This window comes from Micromonospora sp. NPDC049523, assembly GCF_040676775.1.
Classification (GTDB): Bacteria; Actinomycetota; Actinomycetes; order Mycobacteriales; family Micromonosporaceae; genus Micromonospora_G.
The window spans coordinates 1-15973 of the sequence record NZ_JBFAPP010000015.1; the positions used below are offsets into that span (position 1 = coordinate 1).

At 72.2% G+C, this 15973-nt stretch carries 12 protein-coding genes; 1 reads left to right on the forward strand and 11 read right to left on the reverse strand.

Annotated features, from left to right (window positions below):
• Positions 1 to 37 precede the first annotated feature (37 nt).
• From AB0J90_RS23060 to AB0J90_RS23110, 11 genes are all read right to left on the reverse strand, one after another.
• Positions 38 to 946, reverse strand: a complete 909-nt coding sequence (locus AB0J90_RS23060) for a sporulation protein (RefSeq protein WP_363598933.1) — start codon at positions 944 to 946, stop codon at positions 38 to 40.
• Positions 947 to 1098: 152 nt separating this feature from the next.
• The gene (locus AB0J90_RS23065) at positions 1099 to 2163 is read right to left on the reverse strand and encodes a hemolysin family protein (RefSeq protein ID WP_363598935.1); all 1065 of its coding nucleotides are present in this window, start codon (positions 2161 to 2163) and stop codon (positions 1099 to 1101) included.
• A complete protein-coding gene (locus AB0J90_RS23070) occupies positions 2160 to 3536 on the reverse strand; it encodes a hemolysin family protein (RefSeq protein ID WP_363598937.1) in 1377 nt (458 codons plus the stop codon). Before AB0J90_RS23070 ends, AB0J90_RS23065 begins: the two co-directional genes overlap by 4 nt.
• Positions 3537 to 3811: 275 nt before the next feature.
• A complete protein-coding gene (gene mnhG / locus AB0J90_RS23075) occupies positions 3812 to 4162 on the reverse strand; it encodes a monovalent cation/H(+) antiporter subunit G (RefSeq protein ID WP_363598939.1) in 351 nt (116 codons plus the stop codon).
• Entirely contained in the window at positions 4159 to 4419 is a 261-nt protein-coding gene (locus AB0J90_RS23080) for a monovalent cation/H+ antiporter complex subunit F (RefSeq protein WP_326560262.1), read from the reverse strand. Before AB0J90_RS23080 ends, mnhG begins: the two co-directional genes overlap by 4 nt.
• On the reverse strand, positions 4416 to 5165 hold the full coding sequence (locus AB0J90_RS23085) for a Na+/H+ antiporter subunit E (RefSeq protein WP_363598941.1): 750 nt from the start codon (positions 5163 to 5165) through the stop codon (positions 4416 to 4418). The genes AB0J90_RS23080 and AB0J90_RS23085 overlap by 4 nt, the downstream gene beginning before the upstream one ends.
• The gene (locus tag AB0J90_RS23090; RefSeq protein ID WP_363598943.1) at positions 5162 to 6667 is read right to left on the reverse strand and encodes a Na+/H+ antiporter subunit D; all 1506 of its coding nucleotides are present in this window, start codon (positions 6665 to 6667) and stop codon (positions 5162 to 5164) included. The genes AB0J90_RS23085 and AB0J90_RS23090 overlap by 4 nt, the downstream gene beginning before the upstream one ends.
• The gene (locus tag AB0J90_RS23095) at positions 6664 to 7191 is read right to left on the reverse strand and encodes a Na(+)/H(+) antiporter subunit C (RefSeq protein ID WP_363598945.1); all 528 of its coding nucleotides are present in this window, start codon (positions 7189 to 7191) and stop codon (positions 6664 to 6666) included. The genes AB0J90_RS23090 and AB0J90_RS23095 overlap by 4 nt, the downstream gene beginning before the upstream one ends.
• Entirely contained in the window at positions 7188 to 10037 is a 2850-nt protein-coding gene (locus tag AB0J90_RS23100; protein WP_363598947.1) for a Na+/H+ antiporter subunit A, read from the reverse strand. Before AB0J90_RS23100 ends, AB0J90_RS23095 begins: the two co-directional genes overlap by 4 nt.
• 348 nt (positions 10038 to 10385) lie before the next feature.
• Entirely contained in the window at positions 10386 to 10781 is a 396-nt protein-coding gene (locus AB0J90_RS23105) for a hypothetical protein (RefSeq protein ID WP_363598949.1), read from the reverse strand.
• A gap of 70 nt (positions 10782 to 10851) precedes the next feature.
• A complete protein-coding gene (locus AB0J90_RS23110; RefSeq protein ID WP_363598951.1) occupies positions 10852 to 11190 on the reverse strand; it encodes a hypothetical protein in 339 nt (112 codons plus the stop codon).
• Between the two features lie 171 nt (positions 11191 to 11361).
• On the opposite strand from AB0J90_RS23110, the gene AB0J90_RS23115 reads away from it, so the two are divergent.
• Entirely contained in the window at positions 11362 to 15927 is a 4566-nt protein-coding gene (locus AB0J90_RS23115; RefSeq protein ID WP_363598952.1) for an ATP-dependent helicase, read from the forward strand.
• The last annotated feature ends 46 nt before the right edge of the window (positions 15928 to 15973 follow it).

Genomic DNA, 15973 nt, shown 5'->3' on the forward strand with positions numbered 1-15973 from the left:
GGTGGGGGACGGGGGGCGGGGCGGGGGGGTTGGGGGGTTAGATTCCGCCCTCGCCGCCGGCGGTGCCGGTGAGGCCCTCGCCTTCGGGGGGTAGGTCGGGGGGGCGGTTGGTGTGGACGGACTCGGGCATGACCGGGCCGTCGGTGGCACCGGAGCGGGCGGCGGCGTGCCGGGCCACCGCGTGCCGTATCCATCCGTCCACCACCTCGACCCAGTTGAACCGGTCGACGTCGGCGTGCGGTACCCGGAACCGGGTCAGGCTGTAGTGGCTCGCTCCGGCCAGCGCCAGCCGCCGGTCCAGTGCGAAGACCACCTCCAACGCCTGCGGACCGGCCAGGAAGGTCAGCTCCACCTCGGCGAACGGGCCGGCGTAGAGCGGCGCCGCCCAGTAACCGATCTTCTGGTGGAACGGCAGCGCCTGCCTCACCCCCGGCAACTCCCCCTGTTGCAGGCCCACCTGGCGCAACGTGAAGCCCAGGCTCTCGAACGTCGACAGGATCCGCTCCTGAGCCGGCAGCGGATGGACGAAAACACCGGTCAGGCCACCCCGGTTCAGATCCGGGCCGAGAGCCACCTCGGTCCGCAACGCCATCGGCAGGTTGAGCCGGGGTACGCCGTTGACCACGGTCACCGGAAGTTCCCAGGGCATCGGTACGGCGAACGCGACGTCCCGCCGCTCCCCCGGCCCCAACACGACCGCCCCGGCGACCCGTACCCGGCCGAACTCGTACTCGAGGTAGCCGTCGCCGCCGTCCGCCGGCTCGACCCTGGTGACCAGTCCCACGACCACGTGCGCGATCGGCACCGGTTCGTCACCGCCGACCATCCGTACCCGTCCCGGCAGGTCGAGCCCCGGCCGGGTGCTCGGATTGGTCAGCGTCGTACGGACGGCGAAGCCCGTACCGGGTGACGCGCCACCGAAGAGCACCGTCGGCCGTCCCTCCACGCCGGGGCCTGCCCTGCCGATCCTGCCCCAACGCGACCGGGCGGGGCGGCCGATTCGACCACCCCGCCCGGTTGACGCTCACGTTTCTCGATCAGCACGGACGACCGCGCGGTGAACAAGTCAGCGCAGTCGGCGACCGCGCGGTGAACAAGTCAGCGCAGTCGGCGACCGCGCGGGACCTGGTCGGTTTCGTCGTCGAACTCGCCGATGACCTCCTCCAGGAGGTCCTCCAGCGCGACGAAGCCGACCGGCCGACCGACCCCGACCCGGTCGGTGACCAGGGCGAGCTGTGCCTGACGGGCCCGCATCGCGGCGACCGCCTCGGTGACGGTGGCGGTGGCGGCCAGGCTGAAGACCGGGGTCATCAGCTGCTCCGCCGTCGCCGCCCGGCCCGCCGTGGTCGCGCGTACGGCCTCGCGTACGTGCACCATGCCGGCCACCAGGTCCGGGCCCTCCAGCACGGCCAGCCGGGACCGGCCACTGTCCCGGCTCACCGCCTCGATCCGGTCCGCGGTGTCCTCCCGCCGGACCGAGACGATCCGGTCCACCGGTTCCATCACGTCGGCCACCGTGGTGCCCTGCAACTCCAGCATGCTGGTCAGCAACTGCTGCTGGTCCGCGGCGAGCAGCCCGTGCTCGGCCGACTGCTCCAGCAGCATCCGCAGTTCCTCCGGCCCGTGCGCCTGGGCCAACTGGTCCTGCGGTCGTACCTTGGCCAGGCGCAGGATCACGTTGGCCAGACCGTTGAGCGCGGTGAGCAGCGGCCGGGCCACCCGGGCGAAACCCCGGAACGGCAGGGCCAGCAGCACCGCGGAACGCTCCGCGTCGGTGATCGCCCAGGACTTCGGCGCCATCTCGCCGACCACCAGGTGCAGGAACGTCACCAGCAGCAGCGCGAACAGCAGGGCGATCACGTGACTGGCCGCCGCCGGCAGCCCCACCGCGTGCAGCACCGGGCTGGCCAGGTGCTCGATCGCCGGCTCGGCGAGGGCACCGAGGCCCAGCGTGCAGACGGTGATGCCGAGCTGCGCACCGGCCAGCATCAGGCCGAGTTCGCGTACCCCGTCCAGGGCCGCCTTCGCCGCCCGGCCACCGTTGGCCGCGACCTGTTCCAGGCGGTACCGCTTGCTCGCGACCAGGGCGAACTCGGCCGCCACGAAAAAGCCGTTCAGGGCGAGCAGGAGCACCGAGATGAGCAGCGCCCAGGTCGTACTCATGCGGTCACCTCGGGGTGTTCGGAGCCGGCGCCGAGCGCGTTCTGGCCGACCAGCGCGAGCCGGACCGAGTCGGCTACGTGCCGGTCCACCGCGAGCACCTCGACCAGGGCCTTCGGGTGCGGCCGGGGAAGTTCGGACTCGGCCGACAGGTTGATCTCCAACCGGTCGCCGACCTCCGGCACCCGGCCCAGCTCGCGCATGACGAGCCCGGAGAGGGTGTCGTACTCGGGCGCCTCGGGCAGCGCGATGCCGGTGCTGTCGGCGACCTCGTCGATCCGCCAGCGGGCGGGCACCACCCAGGAACCGTCCGGCTGCCGGATCGGGGTCGGCTCGGGCGGGTCGTCCTCGTCCCGGATCGGGCCGACCAGTTCCTCCGCGATGTCCTCCAGCGTGATCACACCGGCGAAACCGCCGTACTCGTCGACCACGCAGGCGAGCTGCCGGTGCCCGGCCCGGAGCCGGTCCAGCACCGTCGGCAGCGGCAACGTGGTGGGCACCAGCAACGGGGGTACGGCCACGTCCGCGACCAGTGTGGTGGACCGCCGCTCCGGCGGCACCCCGAGTACGTCGGCGATGCCGGCGACCCCGATCACGTCGTCGACGCCCTCGGTCCCGCGTACGGGAAACCGGGAGTGGCCGGTGTCGAGCAGTTCCACCAGCCGGCTCACCGGCTCGTCCGCCTGTACGGTGTGCACCGCCACCCGTGGCACCATCGCCTCAGCGGCGGTGAGCTGGCGGAAGTCGAGCCCCCGGTCGAGCAGGGTGGACATGGCGACGTCGAGCTGCCCCTCCTCGCGCGACTCGGCGATGATCTGCTCCAGGTCCTCCGGGGTGGCGCCGCTGGGCAGTTCCTCGATCGGCTCGATGCCGACCCGGCGCAGCAGCCGGGTGGCGGCGGCGTCGAAGAGGCGGATCGCCGGGGCGGCGACGGTCAGGTAGATCAGGGTCGAGCGGCTGAGCTTCAGCGCCAGCATCTCGGCGCGGGCGATGGCGAGGTTCTTCGGCGCCAGTTCGCCGAGCACCATCTGCACGACGGTCGCGATGACCAGCGACAGTGCGATGGACAGCGGCATGGTGACCCCGTCGGGCACACCCGCCACGCCGAACAGGTCGGCGAGTCCGTCACCGAGGAAGGGCTCGGCGACGTACCCGACGAGCAGGGCGGTCAGGGTGATGCCGAGCTGCGCGCCGGAGAGCATGAACGAGAGCCGTCCGGTGACCTTGAGCGCGCGCTGGGCGGCCGGGTCACCGTCGTCGGCGAGTTGTTTGAGTTTGCCGCGGTCGACGGCGACGTAGCCGAACTCCTGGGCCACGAAGTAACCCGTCGCGGCCGTGAGCACGATGATCAGAAGAAGGCCGATCGCGATCAACACGGAGGGCTCAGGGCTCCCCGGTTCGTCGGTCGGTGGGAGGGGCGCCGGGTCGTACCCGGCTGGCTACTACTGCCCTCCTGGGCAGAGGAGTCGATCATGCCGACAGTTTATCCGGACGACCTGGCCAATCACCCGAACCCTCACGAGTCCGCCCCCGCCCGGTGAGGAAGGGCCCTTGGTATCGCTCTTCGTCCAGGAAGGCGCCTTCCTCACCCGATCTGACCGGATCCAGCTCCCGGTTGATCTTCACGCCGTCTGCTGCTGTGGGCCGCGACTCAACGGTCGGGGTTGGCGGGGGCGGCGTCGGCGAGTTCGTCGGTCACCAACAGGTCTGAACGATGCCGACCGGCACGGTACGCGGCCCGCCCCACCATCTGCGCAGCCACCGGGGCGGTCGCCAACTGGAACACCCCGACCAGGACCAGGGTGGCGATGTCGGCGCCCGTACGCAGCCGCAGTCCCACCCCGATCAGGATGAGCAGCAGTCCGAGGATCTGCGGCTTGGTCGCGGCGTGCATCCGGGACAGCACGTCGGGAAAACGCACCACACCGATGCCGGCGGCGAGGCTGAGCAGCGCACCGGCGACCAGGAAGGCCGCCGAGAGGAGGTCGGCGACGTCGCTCACGAATCCTCCCGGGCGGCGAACCGGACCACGCCCACCGAGGCCACGAAGCCCAGGATGGCGAGGACCACCAGGATCGGCAGCGTGGTCGCGTGCCGGTTGATCGCCGCCTCGGTGCCGACCGCGCCGACGATGACGGCAAGCAGCAGGTCGGTGGCGACGACCCGGTCCAGCAGGGACGGGCCGCGGACGATGCGGTAGAGGGCCAGCAGCGCCGCGACGGAGAGCAGGGCGGTGACGATCACGATCACGACGCTCATTCGGTCGCTCCTTCATCGGTACGGGTGGACGGCGGCGGATCGGATCCGTCCCGACCGGACGGCCGGGTTGGACCCGTCGGTGGCGAGGCGGACGGGGACGGGGCGGACGGGGACGGGGCAGACGGGGGCGGGGCAGACGGGGGCGGGGCGGACGGGGGCTGGTCGGCGGCCGACGGACCCGGTCCGGTCAGCAGGCGCAGTTCGGCGGCGGAGCCCGTGGCCCGGACGATCCGCTCCTCGACCGCGAGCACGTCCCGCCGGGCGCGTTCGACGTCGGCGGGACCACGTACGTCCAGCACGTGCACGTAGAGCGTGCCGGTGTCACGGATCGCCTCGACGATGAGCGTGCCGGGGACCAGCGACAGCGCCTCGGCGGTCAGGGTCAGGTTCAGGTCCGAACGCACCCGCAGCGGTACGGCGATGATGGCGCTGTGCCGTACGCCGTCCGGACGGATCGCGATCCAGGCGACCTGGACGCTGGCGGTGAGCAGTTCGGCGATGAACCGGGCGGCGAACCGGAGCAGCCCGAGCGGCCGGATCCGGCCGTCGAAGGTCACCCGTGGCAGCGGGAAGAACACCAGGACCAGCAGCGCGACCAGCGCACCTCCGAGCACGTTGCCCCAGGTGAACTCGCCCCAGAGCAGGTTCCAGACCAGCACCAGCCAGACCACGGTGACCAACTGGTCGCGCCACCGTCCCCGGTTGGTGACGGGTCGACTGGTGGTGGCCTGCGGCGGCCCGGTCACGGCGTGCCCACCGGGAAGACCGCTTCCACGTACGGCGTGCGTTGTCGCAGGTCCTCGGCCGCGTCACCGCTGAGCTGGTAGAGCGGACCGGCGACCACGGTCAGCCCGATGCCGAGGGCGACCAGGGCGAGGGTGGCGCCGACCATGATCGGTGGAAGTCCGGCCGGGGTGTGCGGGTCGGCCAGCCTCGGTGCACGCCAGAAGGCCAGGTTCCAGACCTTCATGGTGGCGTAGAGGGTGAGCAGGCTGGTGAGGGTGCCGCCAATGACCAGCAGCCAGGGCAGCGCACCGCCCTGCGCCACCCCGGCCTGGAGCAGGCCGAGTTTGCCGAGGAAGCCGGAGAACGGCGGGATGCCGGCCAGGTTGAGCGCGGGTACGAGGAACAGGATGCCGAGCAGTGGCGCCACCCGGGCCAGCCCGCCGAGCCGGTCCAGGTTGGTGGTGCCGCCCCGGCGTTCGACCAACCCGGTGGCGAGGAAGAGGGTGGTCTGCACGGTGATGTGGTGCACCACGTAGAAGATCGCCCCGGACAGCCCGGCCAGCGAGGTCAGCGCCACCCCGAAGATCATGTATCCGATGTGGCTGAGCAGGGTGAAGGAGAGCAGCCGCTTGATGTCGGACTGGGCGACCGCGCCGAGGATGCCGATCACCATGGTGAGCAGCGCGACGACCAGCAGCAGGTCGTCGACCTGGCCGCCGGGGAAGAGCAGTGTCTCGGTACGGATGATGGCGTACACGCCGACCTTGGTGAGCAGCCCGGCGAAGACCGCGGTGACCGGGGCGGGAGCGGTCGGGTAGCTGTCCGGCAGCCAGGCCGACAGTGGGAAGACCGCCGCCTTGATCCCGAAAGCCAGCAGCAGCATCAGGTGCAGGACCAGCCGGAGTTCCGCCGGGAGCGCGTCGAGCCGACCGGCGAGCTGGGCCAGGTTGAGCGTGCCGGTGGCCCCGTAGATCAGCCCGATCGCGCTCAGGAAGATCAGCGAGGAGAGCAGGCTGACCACCACGTACGTCGTACCGCCTCTGATCCGTACGCCGGTGCCACTGAGCGTGATGAGTACGTAGCTCGCGGCGAGCAGCATCTCGAAGCCGACGAAGAGGTTGAACAGGTCGCCGGAGAGGAACGCGTTCGTCACACCGGCGGTCAGCACCAGGTAGGTGGGGTGGTAGATGGTCACCGGGGTCGACTCGGAACCGTCCCCCCGGCCCTCGCCGATCGAGTAGAGCAGCACGCAGAGGGTCACCGCGGCGGAAACCACCAGCATCAGCGCGGAGAGCTGGTCGGCGACGAGCACGATGCCGACCGGTGCCGGCCAGCCGCCGACGTACACGACCAGCGGGCCCTCCCGGCTGGCCTGCACCAGCAACACCACCGCGACACCGAGGGTGGTGCTCAGCGCGGTGATGCTGACCAGCCGCTGCGCGACCGGGTATCGGGCCAGGACCAGCGTCAACGCGGCCGCCAGCAACGGAATCACCACCGGCAGCGGAACCAGGTAGCTCATCGCCCACCACCGCCTGAACGTCCGGAGCCCACGGGACCGTCGGGGCCGGTGCCGTCGTGGCGGGTGAACGGTCCGGCCGGGCCGGGTACCTGTTCCGGGTCCTCGCCGTCGTCGTCGGGTTCGTCCGCAGGCTCGTCGACCGGCTCGTCCCCGCGGGTCACCTCGTCCCGCTGGGCCAGCACCATGATCCGCTGGTCCTCCAGGTCGTCCTGCACCTCGTCGTGGCCGAAGAGCTGCCAGCTGCGGTAGCCGACGGCGAGCAGGAACGCGGTGATGCCGAGGGTGATGACGATCGCGGTGAGCACCATCGCCTGGGGCAGCGGGTCGCTCATCTCCGACTCGGGTGTGACGCCGACGATCGGCGCGGCACCGCTGCGGCCGCCGAGCAGGATCATCAGGTTGACCCCGTTGCCGAGCATGATGACGCCGAGCAGCACCCGGGTCAGGCTGCGTTCCAGCAGCAGGGTGACGCCGGCGCCGACGAGCACGCCGACGGTCACCGCCTGGACCAGGTTGGGGATCATGTCAGCTCCCGCTCTCGCAACGGTTCCAGTTCGGTTTCGGGTCCCTCGCCGGCCTCGATCTGCCGGTCCACCTCGGCGCCGAGGCTGCGCAGGATGTCCAGCACCAGGCCGACCACGATCAGGTACACGCCGATGTCGAAGAAGAGCGACGTGACCAGGTGCACCTCACCGATCACCGGCAGGTACAGGTCGAGTACGGCGCTCTGCAACACCTCCGCGCCGGCCAGCAGGGCCAGCGCTCCGGCACCGACCGAGACGAACAGTCCGGTGCCGAGGACCAGTCCGGCGTCGACCGGCGCCGCCTCGTCGAGTTCGTACCGGCCCCCGGCGAGGTAGCGCACGGCCAGCGCGAGCCCGACCACCAGCCCACCGCTGAACCCACCGCCGGGCGCGTTGTGCCCGGAGAACACCAGGTAGAGGGAGAACAGCACGATGGTGTGGAAGATCAGCCGGGTGACCACCTCGAAGACGATCGAGCGACGCCGGTCGCGCAGGGTCGGTCCGGCCCGTAGCCAGACCCGTTCCCGGCGGCGCTCCGGCCGGCTCGGGCCCCGGCGACCGAGGTTCGGCCGGCGGGGACCGGGGCCGGCCCGGGGACGCTGGAAGATCAGGCTGGCCACCCCGGTGGCGGCCACCACCAGCACCGCGATCTCGCCCATGGTGTCCCAGGCCCGGATGTCGACCAGCGTGACGTTGACGATGTTGCGGCCGTGGCCGTACGAGACGGCCAGCTCGGCGAAGTCGACCGAGATCGGCACCGCCTCCCGGCCGCCGGCCGCGACGAGCGCCAGCCCGGCCATGACCACGCCGACGGCCGCGCCGATGCCGGCCCGCAGCCACCGGCTGGCGCGCAGCGGGCGGGCCGAGAAGTTGGCCGGCAACCGGCGCAGCACCAGCACGAACATCACGATCGAGACCGTCTCGACCAGGAACTGGGTCAGTGCCAGGTCGGGTGCGCCGTAGAGGATGAACATCATCGCGGTGCCGTAGCCGGTGACGCCGACCAGCACCATCGCGGTGAGCCGGCGGCGGGCCCGTACGGTGAGCACCGCGGCGGTGGCGAGCACCACCGCGACCACCAGTTGCACCGGGCTGTGCCAGAGCGCGATCCGCTCCGGCCAGGGCCGGCCGATCAGCAGCGCGCCGCCCGGCACCACGACCAGGACCACCAGGATGGTGCCCAGGTACTGCGGCAGCGAACCGCGCTGGGTCGCGCCGGTGACCTCGACCGCCACCCGGTCCAGCCAGTAGGTGACCCGCTCGTAGGCGGTCCCGCCGTCGAACGGGGCACGCATCCGTTCCACCAGCCGCGCCATCCGGTGCCGCAGGGCGAACAGCAGCCCGCCGCCGGCCAGCGCGACCAGGGTGAGCCCGGCCGCCAGTCCGGGTCCGTGCCAGAGCGCGAGGTGGTACTTCCCCGGACCGAACTGCCCGGCGTACGGGACCAGCAGGTCGTCGACCGGTCCGGCCAGTACGCCCAGCGCCAGCCCGGCCACCGCGAGCAGCCCGACCGGGGCGAGCATGGCGACCGCCACCGGTTCGGTCGGCGTGGCCGGCAGCGCCGCTTTGGTGGCGAACGCCCCCCAGAGGAAACGCAGGCTGTAGGCGACGGTGAGGGTGGCACCGGCGACGAGGACGGTCAGCAGTAACGGGTCGTGCCGGAACGCCTCGAACACCGCCTCCTTGCCCACGAAGCCGAGCAGCGGCGGCAGCCCCGCCATCGACGCCACGGCCAGTACGGCGGCGGCGAAGACCAGTGGCATCCGTCGCCACAGTCCGGAGAGCGCGGGCAGTTCGCGGGTGCCGGCGCTGTGGTCGACGATGCCGACGACGAGGAAGAGCGCGGATTTGAACAGGGCGTGGGCGAGCAGCATGGTGATGCCGGCGAGTTCGGCGTCCCGGGTGCCGGCGCCGGTGAGGATGAACAGCAGCCCCAACTGGCTGACCGTGCCGTACGCGAGCAGCAGTTTCAGGTCGGTCTGGCGCAGTGCCGCCCAGCCGCCGAGCAGCATGGTGACCGCCCCGGCGACGTAGACCAGCAGCCGCCACGGCTGGTCGTCGGCGAACAGCGGGGCGAAGAGCGCGACGAGGTAGACCCCGGCCTTGACCATCGCCGCCGCGTGCAGGTACGCGCTGACCGGGGTGGGTGCGGCCATCGCCGCGGGCAGCCAGAAGCTGACCGGGAAGATCGCGGATTTGGTGAGCGCCCCGACGAGGAGCAGCACGACCAGGGTGGCGAGGTACCCGTCGGTGGGCAGCGGTGCGTCTGCCAGTTCGGAGATCCGGTACGTGCCGGCGCGCTGGCCGAGCATGATCAGGCCGATCAGCATGGCCAGCCCGCCGACACTGGTGATCACGAGTGCCTGGGCGGCGGCCCGCCGGCTGGCCCACTTCTCCGGGTTCTGGCCGATGAGCAGGTAGGAGCAGACCGTGGTCAGTTCCCAGAACACGTAGAGCAGGACCAGGTTGTCCGAGACGACCAGGCCGAACATGGCACCGGCGAAGCCGACGAAGGTGGCGGCGAAGCGGCCGAGGCCGGAGTCGTCGGCGGCGAAATACCGGGCGCAGTAGACCAGCACCAGGGCGCCGATCCCGCCGACCAGGAGCACCATCAGCCAGGAGAGCGTGGTGACCCGCAGGGCCAGGTCGAGGTGCAACTGCCGGACCCAGCCGTACGTCTCGGCCACCGTGCCGCCGTCGCGGACCGTACCGGTGATGGCGACGGCCCAGCCGAAGACGGCCGCCGGGGCGAGCGCCAGCAGGTAGCAGGCGCGGCGACCCCACCAACGGACGAGCAGTGGCGCGATCAGCGCCAGCGCGAGGTGGAGGCTCAGCAGCACCAGCATGCGTTCTCCAGGTAGGTGTCATCGCAGGCCCTTGTCCAGGGTCTGTGGCTACGGGGGATCAGGCGGCATAAACGTCGATAATGCCGGCAAATAACGAAAGTTGGACTAAACCGCGTCAGGGCTGCCACACCACACCGCAGAGCCGGGGGCCGGGCGGCACGGCGTACCGGAAGTGGGCGAGGCCGACGGGTCCGGACCGCGACTGCGGGACGGAAATCAGCCGGCGACGCGGCCGCGGGCATCGACGAAGGCCCAGGCCCCGACCCTGCGGCGGATCAAGCAGGGCTGTGGCCAGGAGTGTTCCGCAGGTCCCGGACCGCGAAGATCAGCCGGTGGCGCGGCGGCGGCTCAGGCCGGCGGTGCGCGGCTGGACGGCCCGGAGACGGTCCGCGAACGCGGCGCCGCCCGGTGTCCGGTGATCGGTGCGGAGACCTCGACCGGTACGACCGGCAGTGCGACCGACCGCACCCGCACGGCAACGGATTCCGGCGCGGGCGGGCGTAGTTCCGCCCCGGCGAGTGCTCGGGCGGCCCCGCGGCCGGAGCCGGTTTCCGCCTCGCCCCGGCCGTGCACCGGGGTGTTGTGCTGCAGCGCGGCACCGATGGACGCGTGCGGGCTGGCCAGGGCGCCGGCCGGTGTGTCGGCGGAACTCGCCCCGTGTACGGCGGTGAGCGAGAGCAGGGTGAGCAGGACAGCGACGACCAGCCGACCGATCGGTCGGCGGATCAGACGCCCGTCCCACATCGCTTGTCGTCTCCCCGTCCGGTCACTCGTCGGCCGGGTGCAGTCTACCGGGTGGGTCAGTCGGGGCCATTCAGTCCGATGTGGACCCGATCAGCAGGTCGGGTCGGCCGAGTTGGAGCACGACCCGGTTCACCAGGTGTTGGGCCGCGGCGAGCGAACGAACCGCGACCAGTTTGCCGCGGCCCTCGCGGCGCAGGACGAAGTAGTGCACCGCGGCCCGGACCTGGGCCCGGTCGGCGGCGCTGGCCTGGGCGGTGTCGAGCACCAGGACGCGCAGGCAGGCGCCGACCCGTTCGGCTAGTTCGAGGTCGGCGCCCCGCAGGCCGAGGCGGAGTGCGGCCAGGTGCCCGTCGACCTTGCGGATGAGTACGTCGGTGCCGCGCTCGGTGCTGTGCTGTTCGGCAGTCATCCGGTCCCCTCCGTACCGACCTCGGACTGCCGGAGAAGTTACTTTATGTCGCAGTAGCCCAGCAAGCAGTTAAGTAACACTTAACGTAGGAATAAGCCTTTAAGGGTATAAGAGTCGCAAAGCACCACGGCGGTGTGCCGATTGTCGTAGGCGCGGGGCAGGATTGGCGCCATGGCGGACGTGCTGGAGCGGTTCGGGGTGGCCACCCGTGAGTGGTTCGCCGCCGCGTTCGCCGCACCCACCGCCGCCCAGGCCGGTGCCTGGCAGTCGATCGGCGCCGGTCACAACGCCCTCGTCGTCGCGCCGACCGGATCCGGCAAGACCCTGGCCGCCTTCCTCTGGTCGCTGGACCGGCTGGCCCGCGAACCCCGACCGGAAGACCCGAAGCAGCGCTGCCGGGTGCTCTACGTCAGCCCGCTCAAGGCCCTCGCCGTCGACGTCGAACGCAACCTGCGCGCCCCGCTCACCGGCATCCGGCAGGCGTCCGCCCGGCTCGGGCTGCCGCCACCGGAGATCACCGTCGGGATGCGTACCGGCGACACCCCGGCCGACGAGCGGCGGGCGTTCACCCGTACCCCGCCGGACATCCTGATCACCACCCCCGAGTCGCTGTTCCTGCTGCTCACCTCGGCCGCCCGCGACTCGCTGCGCGGGGTCGAGTCGGTGATCGTCGACGAGGTGCACGCGGTCGCGGCCACCAAACGCGGCGCCCACCTGGCCCTCTCCCTCGAACGCCTCGACGAGCTGCTGCCCCGACCGGCACAGCGGATCGGACTCTCCGCCACCGTACGACCGATCGACGCCACCGCCCGCTTCCTCGCCGGTGCCCGACCGGTCGACGTGGTGCAGCCCCGTACGCCGAAGACCATCGAGGTCAGCGTCGAGGTGCCGGTCGAGGACATGACCCGACTCGACGAACGCAACCCGCCCGACGACGACGAACTCGGCACCCCCCGCCGCGCCTCCATCTGGCCCGCGGTCGAGGAACGGGTCTACCAGCTCATCCGGGAACACCGGTCGACCATCGTGTTCACCAACTCCCGGCGCGGCGCGGAGCGCTTCTGCGCCCGGCTCAACGAACTCGCCGCCGACGAGCAGGCCGCTTCCGCGCTGGACCCGGCCGCGCCGGTCGCCGCCCGCGACGCGGTGCCGGACCGGCTGCCGGCGGAGATCATGGCCCAGTCCGGCTCGGCCACCGGGGCTCCAGCGGTGATCGCGCGGGCCCACCACGGCAGCGTCTCCCGCGAGGAACGCAAGCACATCGAAGAGGCGCTCAAGTCCGGCCAGCTTCCCGCCGTGGTCGCCACCTCCAGCCTCGAACTCGGCATCGACATGGGCGCGGTCGACCTGGTGGTCCAGATCGAGGCCCCGCCGAGTGTCGCCGCCGGCCTGCAACGGGTCGGCCGGGCCGGGCACCAGGTCGGCGCGATCTCCCGAGGCGTCGTCTTCCCCAAGCACCGGGGCGACCTGATCTCCTGCGCGGTGGTCGCCGAACGGATGGGCGACGGGGCGATCGAGGAGCTGCACTACCCGCGCAACCCGCTCGACGTACTGGCGCAGCAGATCATCGCGATGGTCGCGCTGGACGAGTGGCGGGTGCCCGACCTCGCCGCACTGGTCCGCCGGGCCGCACCCTTCGCCGAACTGCCCGACTCGGCCCTGCACGCGGTGCTGGACATGCTCTCCGGCCGCTACCCGTCGACCGCCTTCGCCGAACTGCGCCCACGGCTGGTCTGGGATCGCGGCACCGACCTGCTCACCGGCCGGTCCGGCGCCCAGCGCCTCGCCGTCACCAGCGGCGGCACCATCCCCGACCGGGGCCTGTTCGGTGTCTTCCTCGCCGGGGCGACCCGGTCCGCCCGGGTCGGCGAGCTGGACGAGGAGATGGTCTACGAGTCGCGCATCGGCGACGTGTTCCTACTCGGCTCCTCGTCGTGGCGGATCGAGGACATCACCCCGGACCGGGTGCTGGTCTCCCCCGCCCCCGGCCAGGCCGCCCGGATGCCGTTCTGGAAGGGCGACAGCCTCGGCCGCCCGATCGAGCTGGGCCGGGCCATCGGCGCCCGACTGCGCACCCTGGCGAAACAGGACGACGAGGTGGCCGTCACCGCGCTGCGCGACGGTGGGCTGGACGCCTGGGCGGCCGGCAACCTGGTCGCGTACCTGCGGGAGCAGCGGGAGGCTACCCGGTCGTTGCCGGACGACCGGACCGTGGTGGTCGAGCGCTTCCGCGACGAGTTGGGCGACTGGCGGCTCGCCGTGCACTCGATCCTCGGGGCCAGGGTCAACGGCCCCTGGGCGCTCGCGATCGGCCGCCGGCTGGCCGAACGGTACGGGGTGGACGCGCAGGTCGTACCGAGCGACGACGGCATCGTGGTGCGGCTGCCGGACACCGCCGACGAACCACCCGGTGCCGACCTGGTCGGCTTCGACCCGGACGAGATCGCGCAGATCGTGCAGGAGGCGGTGGGCGGCTCGGCGATGTTCGCCGCTCGGTTCCGCGAGTGCGCCGCCCGCGCCCTGCTGCTGCCCCGACGCGACCCTCGGCGCCGGCAACCGCTCTGGCAGCAGCGCCAACGCGCCGCCCAACTACTCGACGTCGCCCGCGAGTACGCCGACTTCCCGATCACCCTGGAGGCGGCCCGCGAGTGCCTGCAGGACGTCTTCGACGTACCGGCGCTGGTCGGGCTGATGCGCGACCTCGCCGCGCGGAAGATCCGGCTGGTCGAGGTGGAGACCAACCAGCCGTCGCCGTTCGCCCGGTCGCTGCTCTTCGGCTACGTCGGCGCCTTCCTCTACGAGGGCGACGCCCCGCTGGCCGAACGCCGGGCCGCCGCGCTCGCCCTCGACTCGGCCCTGCTCGGCGAGCTGCTCGGCCGGGTGGACCTGCGCGAATTGCTCGACCCGGCGGTGGTCGCCGAGACCGAGCGGCAATTGCAGTGGCTGACCGAGCAGCGCCGGCCCCGCGACGGCGAGGACGTGGTCGAGCTGCTCCGGCTGCTCGGCGACCAGACCGAGGCGGAGTTGGTCGAACGCGGCGCCCGCCCGGAGTGGCTGGCCGAGTTGGCGGCGACCCGCCGGATCCTGCGGGTACGCATCGCGGGACAGGAGCGCTGGATCGGGGTCGAGGACGCCGGCCGGTTCTCCGACGCGCTCGGGGTCGCCCTGCCGGTCGGTATCGCGCAGGCGTACCTGGAGCCGGTGGTCGATCCACTCGGCGACCTGGTCGCCCGCTACGCCCGTACGCACGGGCCGTTCGCGGCGGCCACCTGCGCGGCCCGGTTCGGGCTCGGCGTGTTCGTGGTCGAACAGGCGCTGCGCCGGCTCGCCGCCACCGGGCAGGTGGTCTCGGGCGAGTTCTCACCGGCCGGCACCGGCACCGAGTGGTGCGGCGCGGAGGTGCTGCGGCTGCTGCGGCGCCGTTCCCTGGCCGCGCTGCGCCGGGAGATCGAACCCGTGCCGCCGCGTACGCTCGCCACCTTCCTGCCCCGCTGGCAGCAGATCGGCGGCAACGCGCGGGGCGTCGAGGCGGTCGCCGCGGCGATCGAACAGTTGCAGGGTGTCGCGGTGCCCGCGTCCGCGTTGGAGAGCCTGATCCTGCCCGCACGGGTGGCCGACTACTCCCCCGCGTACCTGGACGAGCTCTGCGCCAGCGGCGAGGTGACCTGGGCCGGGACCGGTGCGATCGGCGCCGCCGACGGCTGGGTCAGCCTCGCGTACGCCGACTCCGCCCCACTGCTGCTGCCGCCGCCCGATCCGGCGCTCGCCCTCACCCCGCTGCACCAGTCGGTGCTGGACGCGCTCGGCGACGGGCAGGCGCTCTTCTTCCGGGCGTTGGCCGACCGGGTCGGCTCGACCGACGATGAGCCCCTGGTCGCCGCCGTCTGGGAGCTGGCCTGGGCTGGCTGGTTGACCAACGACACCATCGCCCCCCTGCGGGCGCTGCTCGGCGGACGGGGTGCGCACCGGGCCCGGCCTGGCGCACCGCGTACCCGCTACCGGCGTCCCGGTCGACCGGCGCTGCCGGCTCGGGGCGGGCCACCGGCGGTCGCCGGTCGCTGGTCCCGGCTGCCCGATCGGGACACCGACCCGACCCGGCGGGCCGCCGCCCTGGCCGATCTGCTGCTGGAACGGCACGGACTGGTGACCAGGGGCGCGGTTGCCGCCGAGGGGATCGTCGGCGGGTTCGCGGGCGTGTATCCGGTGCTGGTGGCGATGGAGGAACGCGGTGCCGCCCGGCGGGGCTACTTCGTCGAGGGACTGGGTGCGGCGCAGTTCGCCGTACCGGGGGCGGTGGACCGGCTGCGCGCGCTGGCCGAACCGGACGACGGCCGTCGGCGTACGGGCAGCGCGCTGGTCCTCGCCGCGACCGACCCGGCGAACCCGTACGGTGCCGCGCTGCCCTGGCCGGAGCGGGCGGTCGACTCCGGTGACGGTGAGCGCGGGGCGAGCGGGCACCGGGCCGGTCGCAAGGCCGGTGCCCTGGTGATCCTGGTCGCCGGTGACCTGGCCCTGTACGTCGAACGTGGCGGCCGCACCCTACTGTCCTTCGTGGACGATGACGACGCCCTGGTCCTGGCCGCGAAGGCACTGGCCGACGCCGTCCACTCCGGCGCCCTCGGCCCCCTGTCGGTGGAACGCGCCGACGGCGACTCGGTCCAGTCCAGTCCCCTAGCCGCCGCCCTAACCACAGCCGGCTTCCGCCCCACCCCCCGCGCCCTCCGCCTCCGCACCTGACCCCAGGTTCGCGTTGATCATGAAGTTAGCGACGGATTTTCGCTCT

Excerpts from the sequence above, each read along its gene's own strand:
- AB0J90_RS23090 (WP_363598943.1), bottom strand. The coding sequence starts at position 6,667 with ATGAGCTACCTGGTTCCGCTGCCGGTGGTGATTCCGTTGCTGGCGGCC.
- AB0J90_RS23095 (WP_363598945.1), bottom strand. The coding sequence starts at position 7,191 with ATGATCCCCAACCTGGTCCAGGCGGTGACCGTCGGCGTGCTCGTCGGC.
- AB0J90_RS23115 (WP_363598952.1), top strand. The coding sequence starts at position 11,362 with ATGGCGGACGTGCTGGAGCGGTTCGGGGTGGCCACCCGTGAGTGGTTC.
- AB0J90_RS23080 (WP_326560262.1), bottom strand. The coding sequence starts at position 4,419 with ATGAGCGTCGTGATCGTGATCGTCACCGCCCTGCTCTCCGTCGCGGCG.
- AB0J90_RS23100 (WP_363598947.1), bottom strand. The coding sequence starts at position 10,037 with ATGCTGGTGCTGCTGAGCCTCCACCTCGCGCTGGCGCTGATCGCGCCA.
- AB0J90_RS23065 (WP_363598935.1), bottom strand. The coding sequence starts at position 2,163 with ATGAGTACGACCTGGGCGCTGCTCATCTCGGTGCTCCTGCTCGCCCTG.
- AB0J90_RS23105 (WP_363598949.1), bottom strand. The coding sequence starts at position 10,781 with ATGTGGGACGGGCGTCTGATCCGCCGACCGATCGGTCGGCTGGTCGTC.
- AB0J90_RS23110 (WP_363598951.1), bottom strand. The coding sequence starts at position 11,190 with ATGACTGCCGAACAGCACAGCACCGAGCGCGGCACCGACGTACTCATC.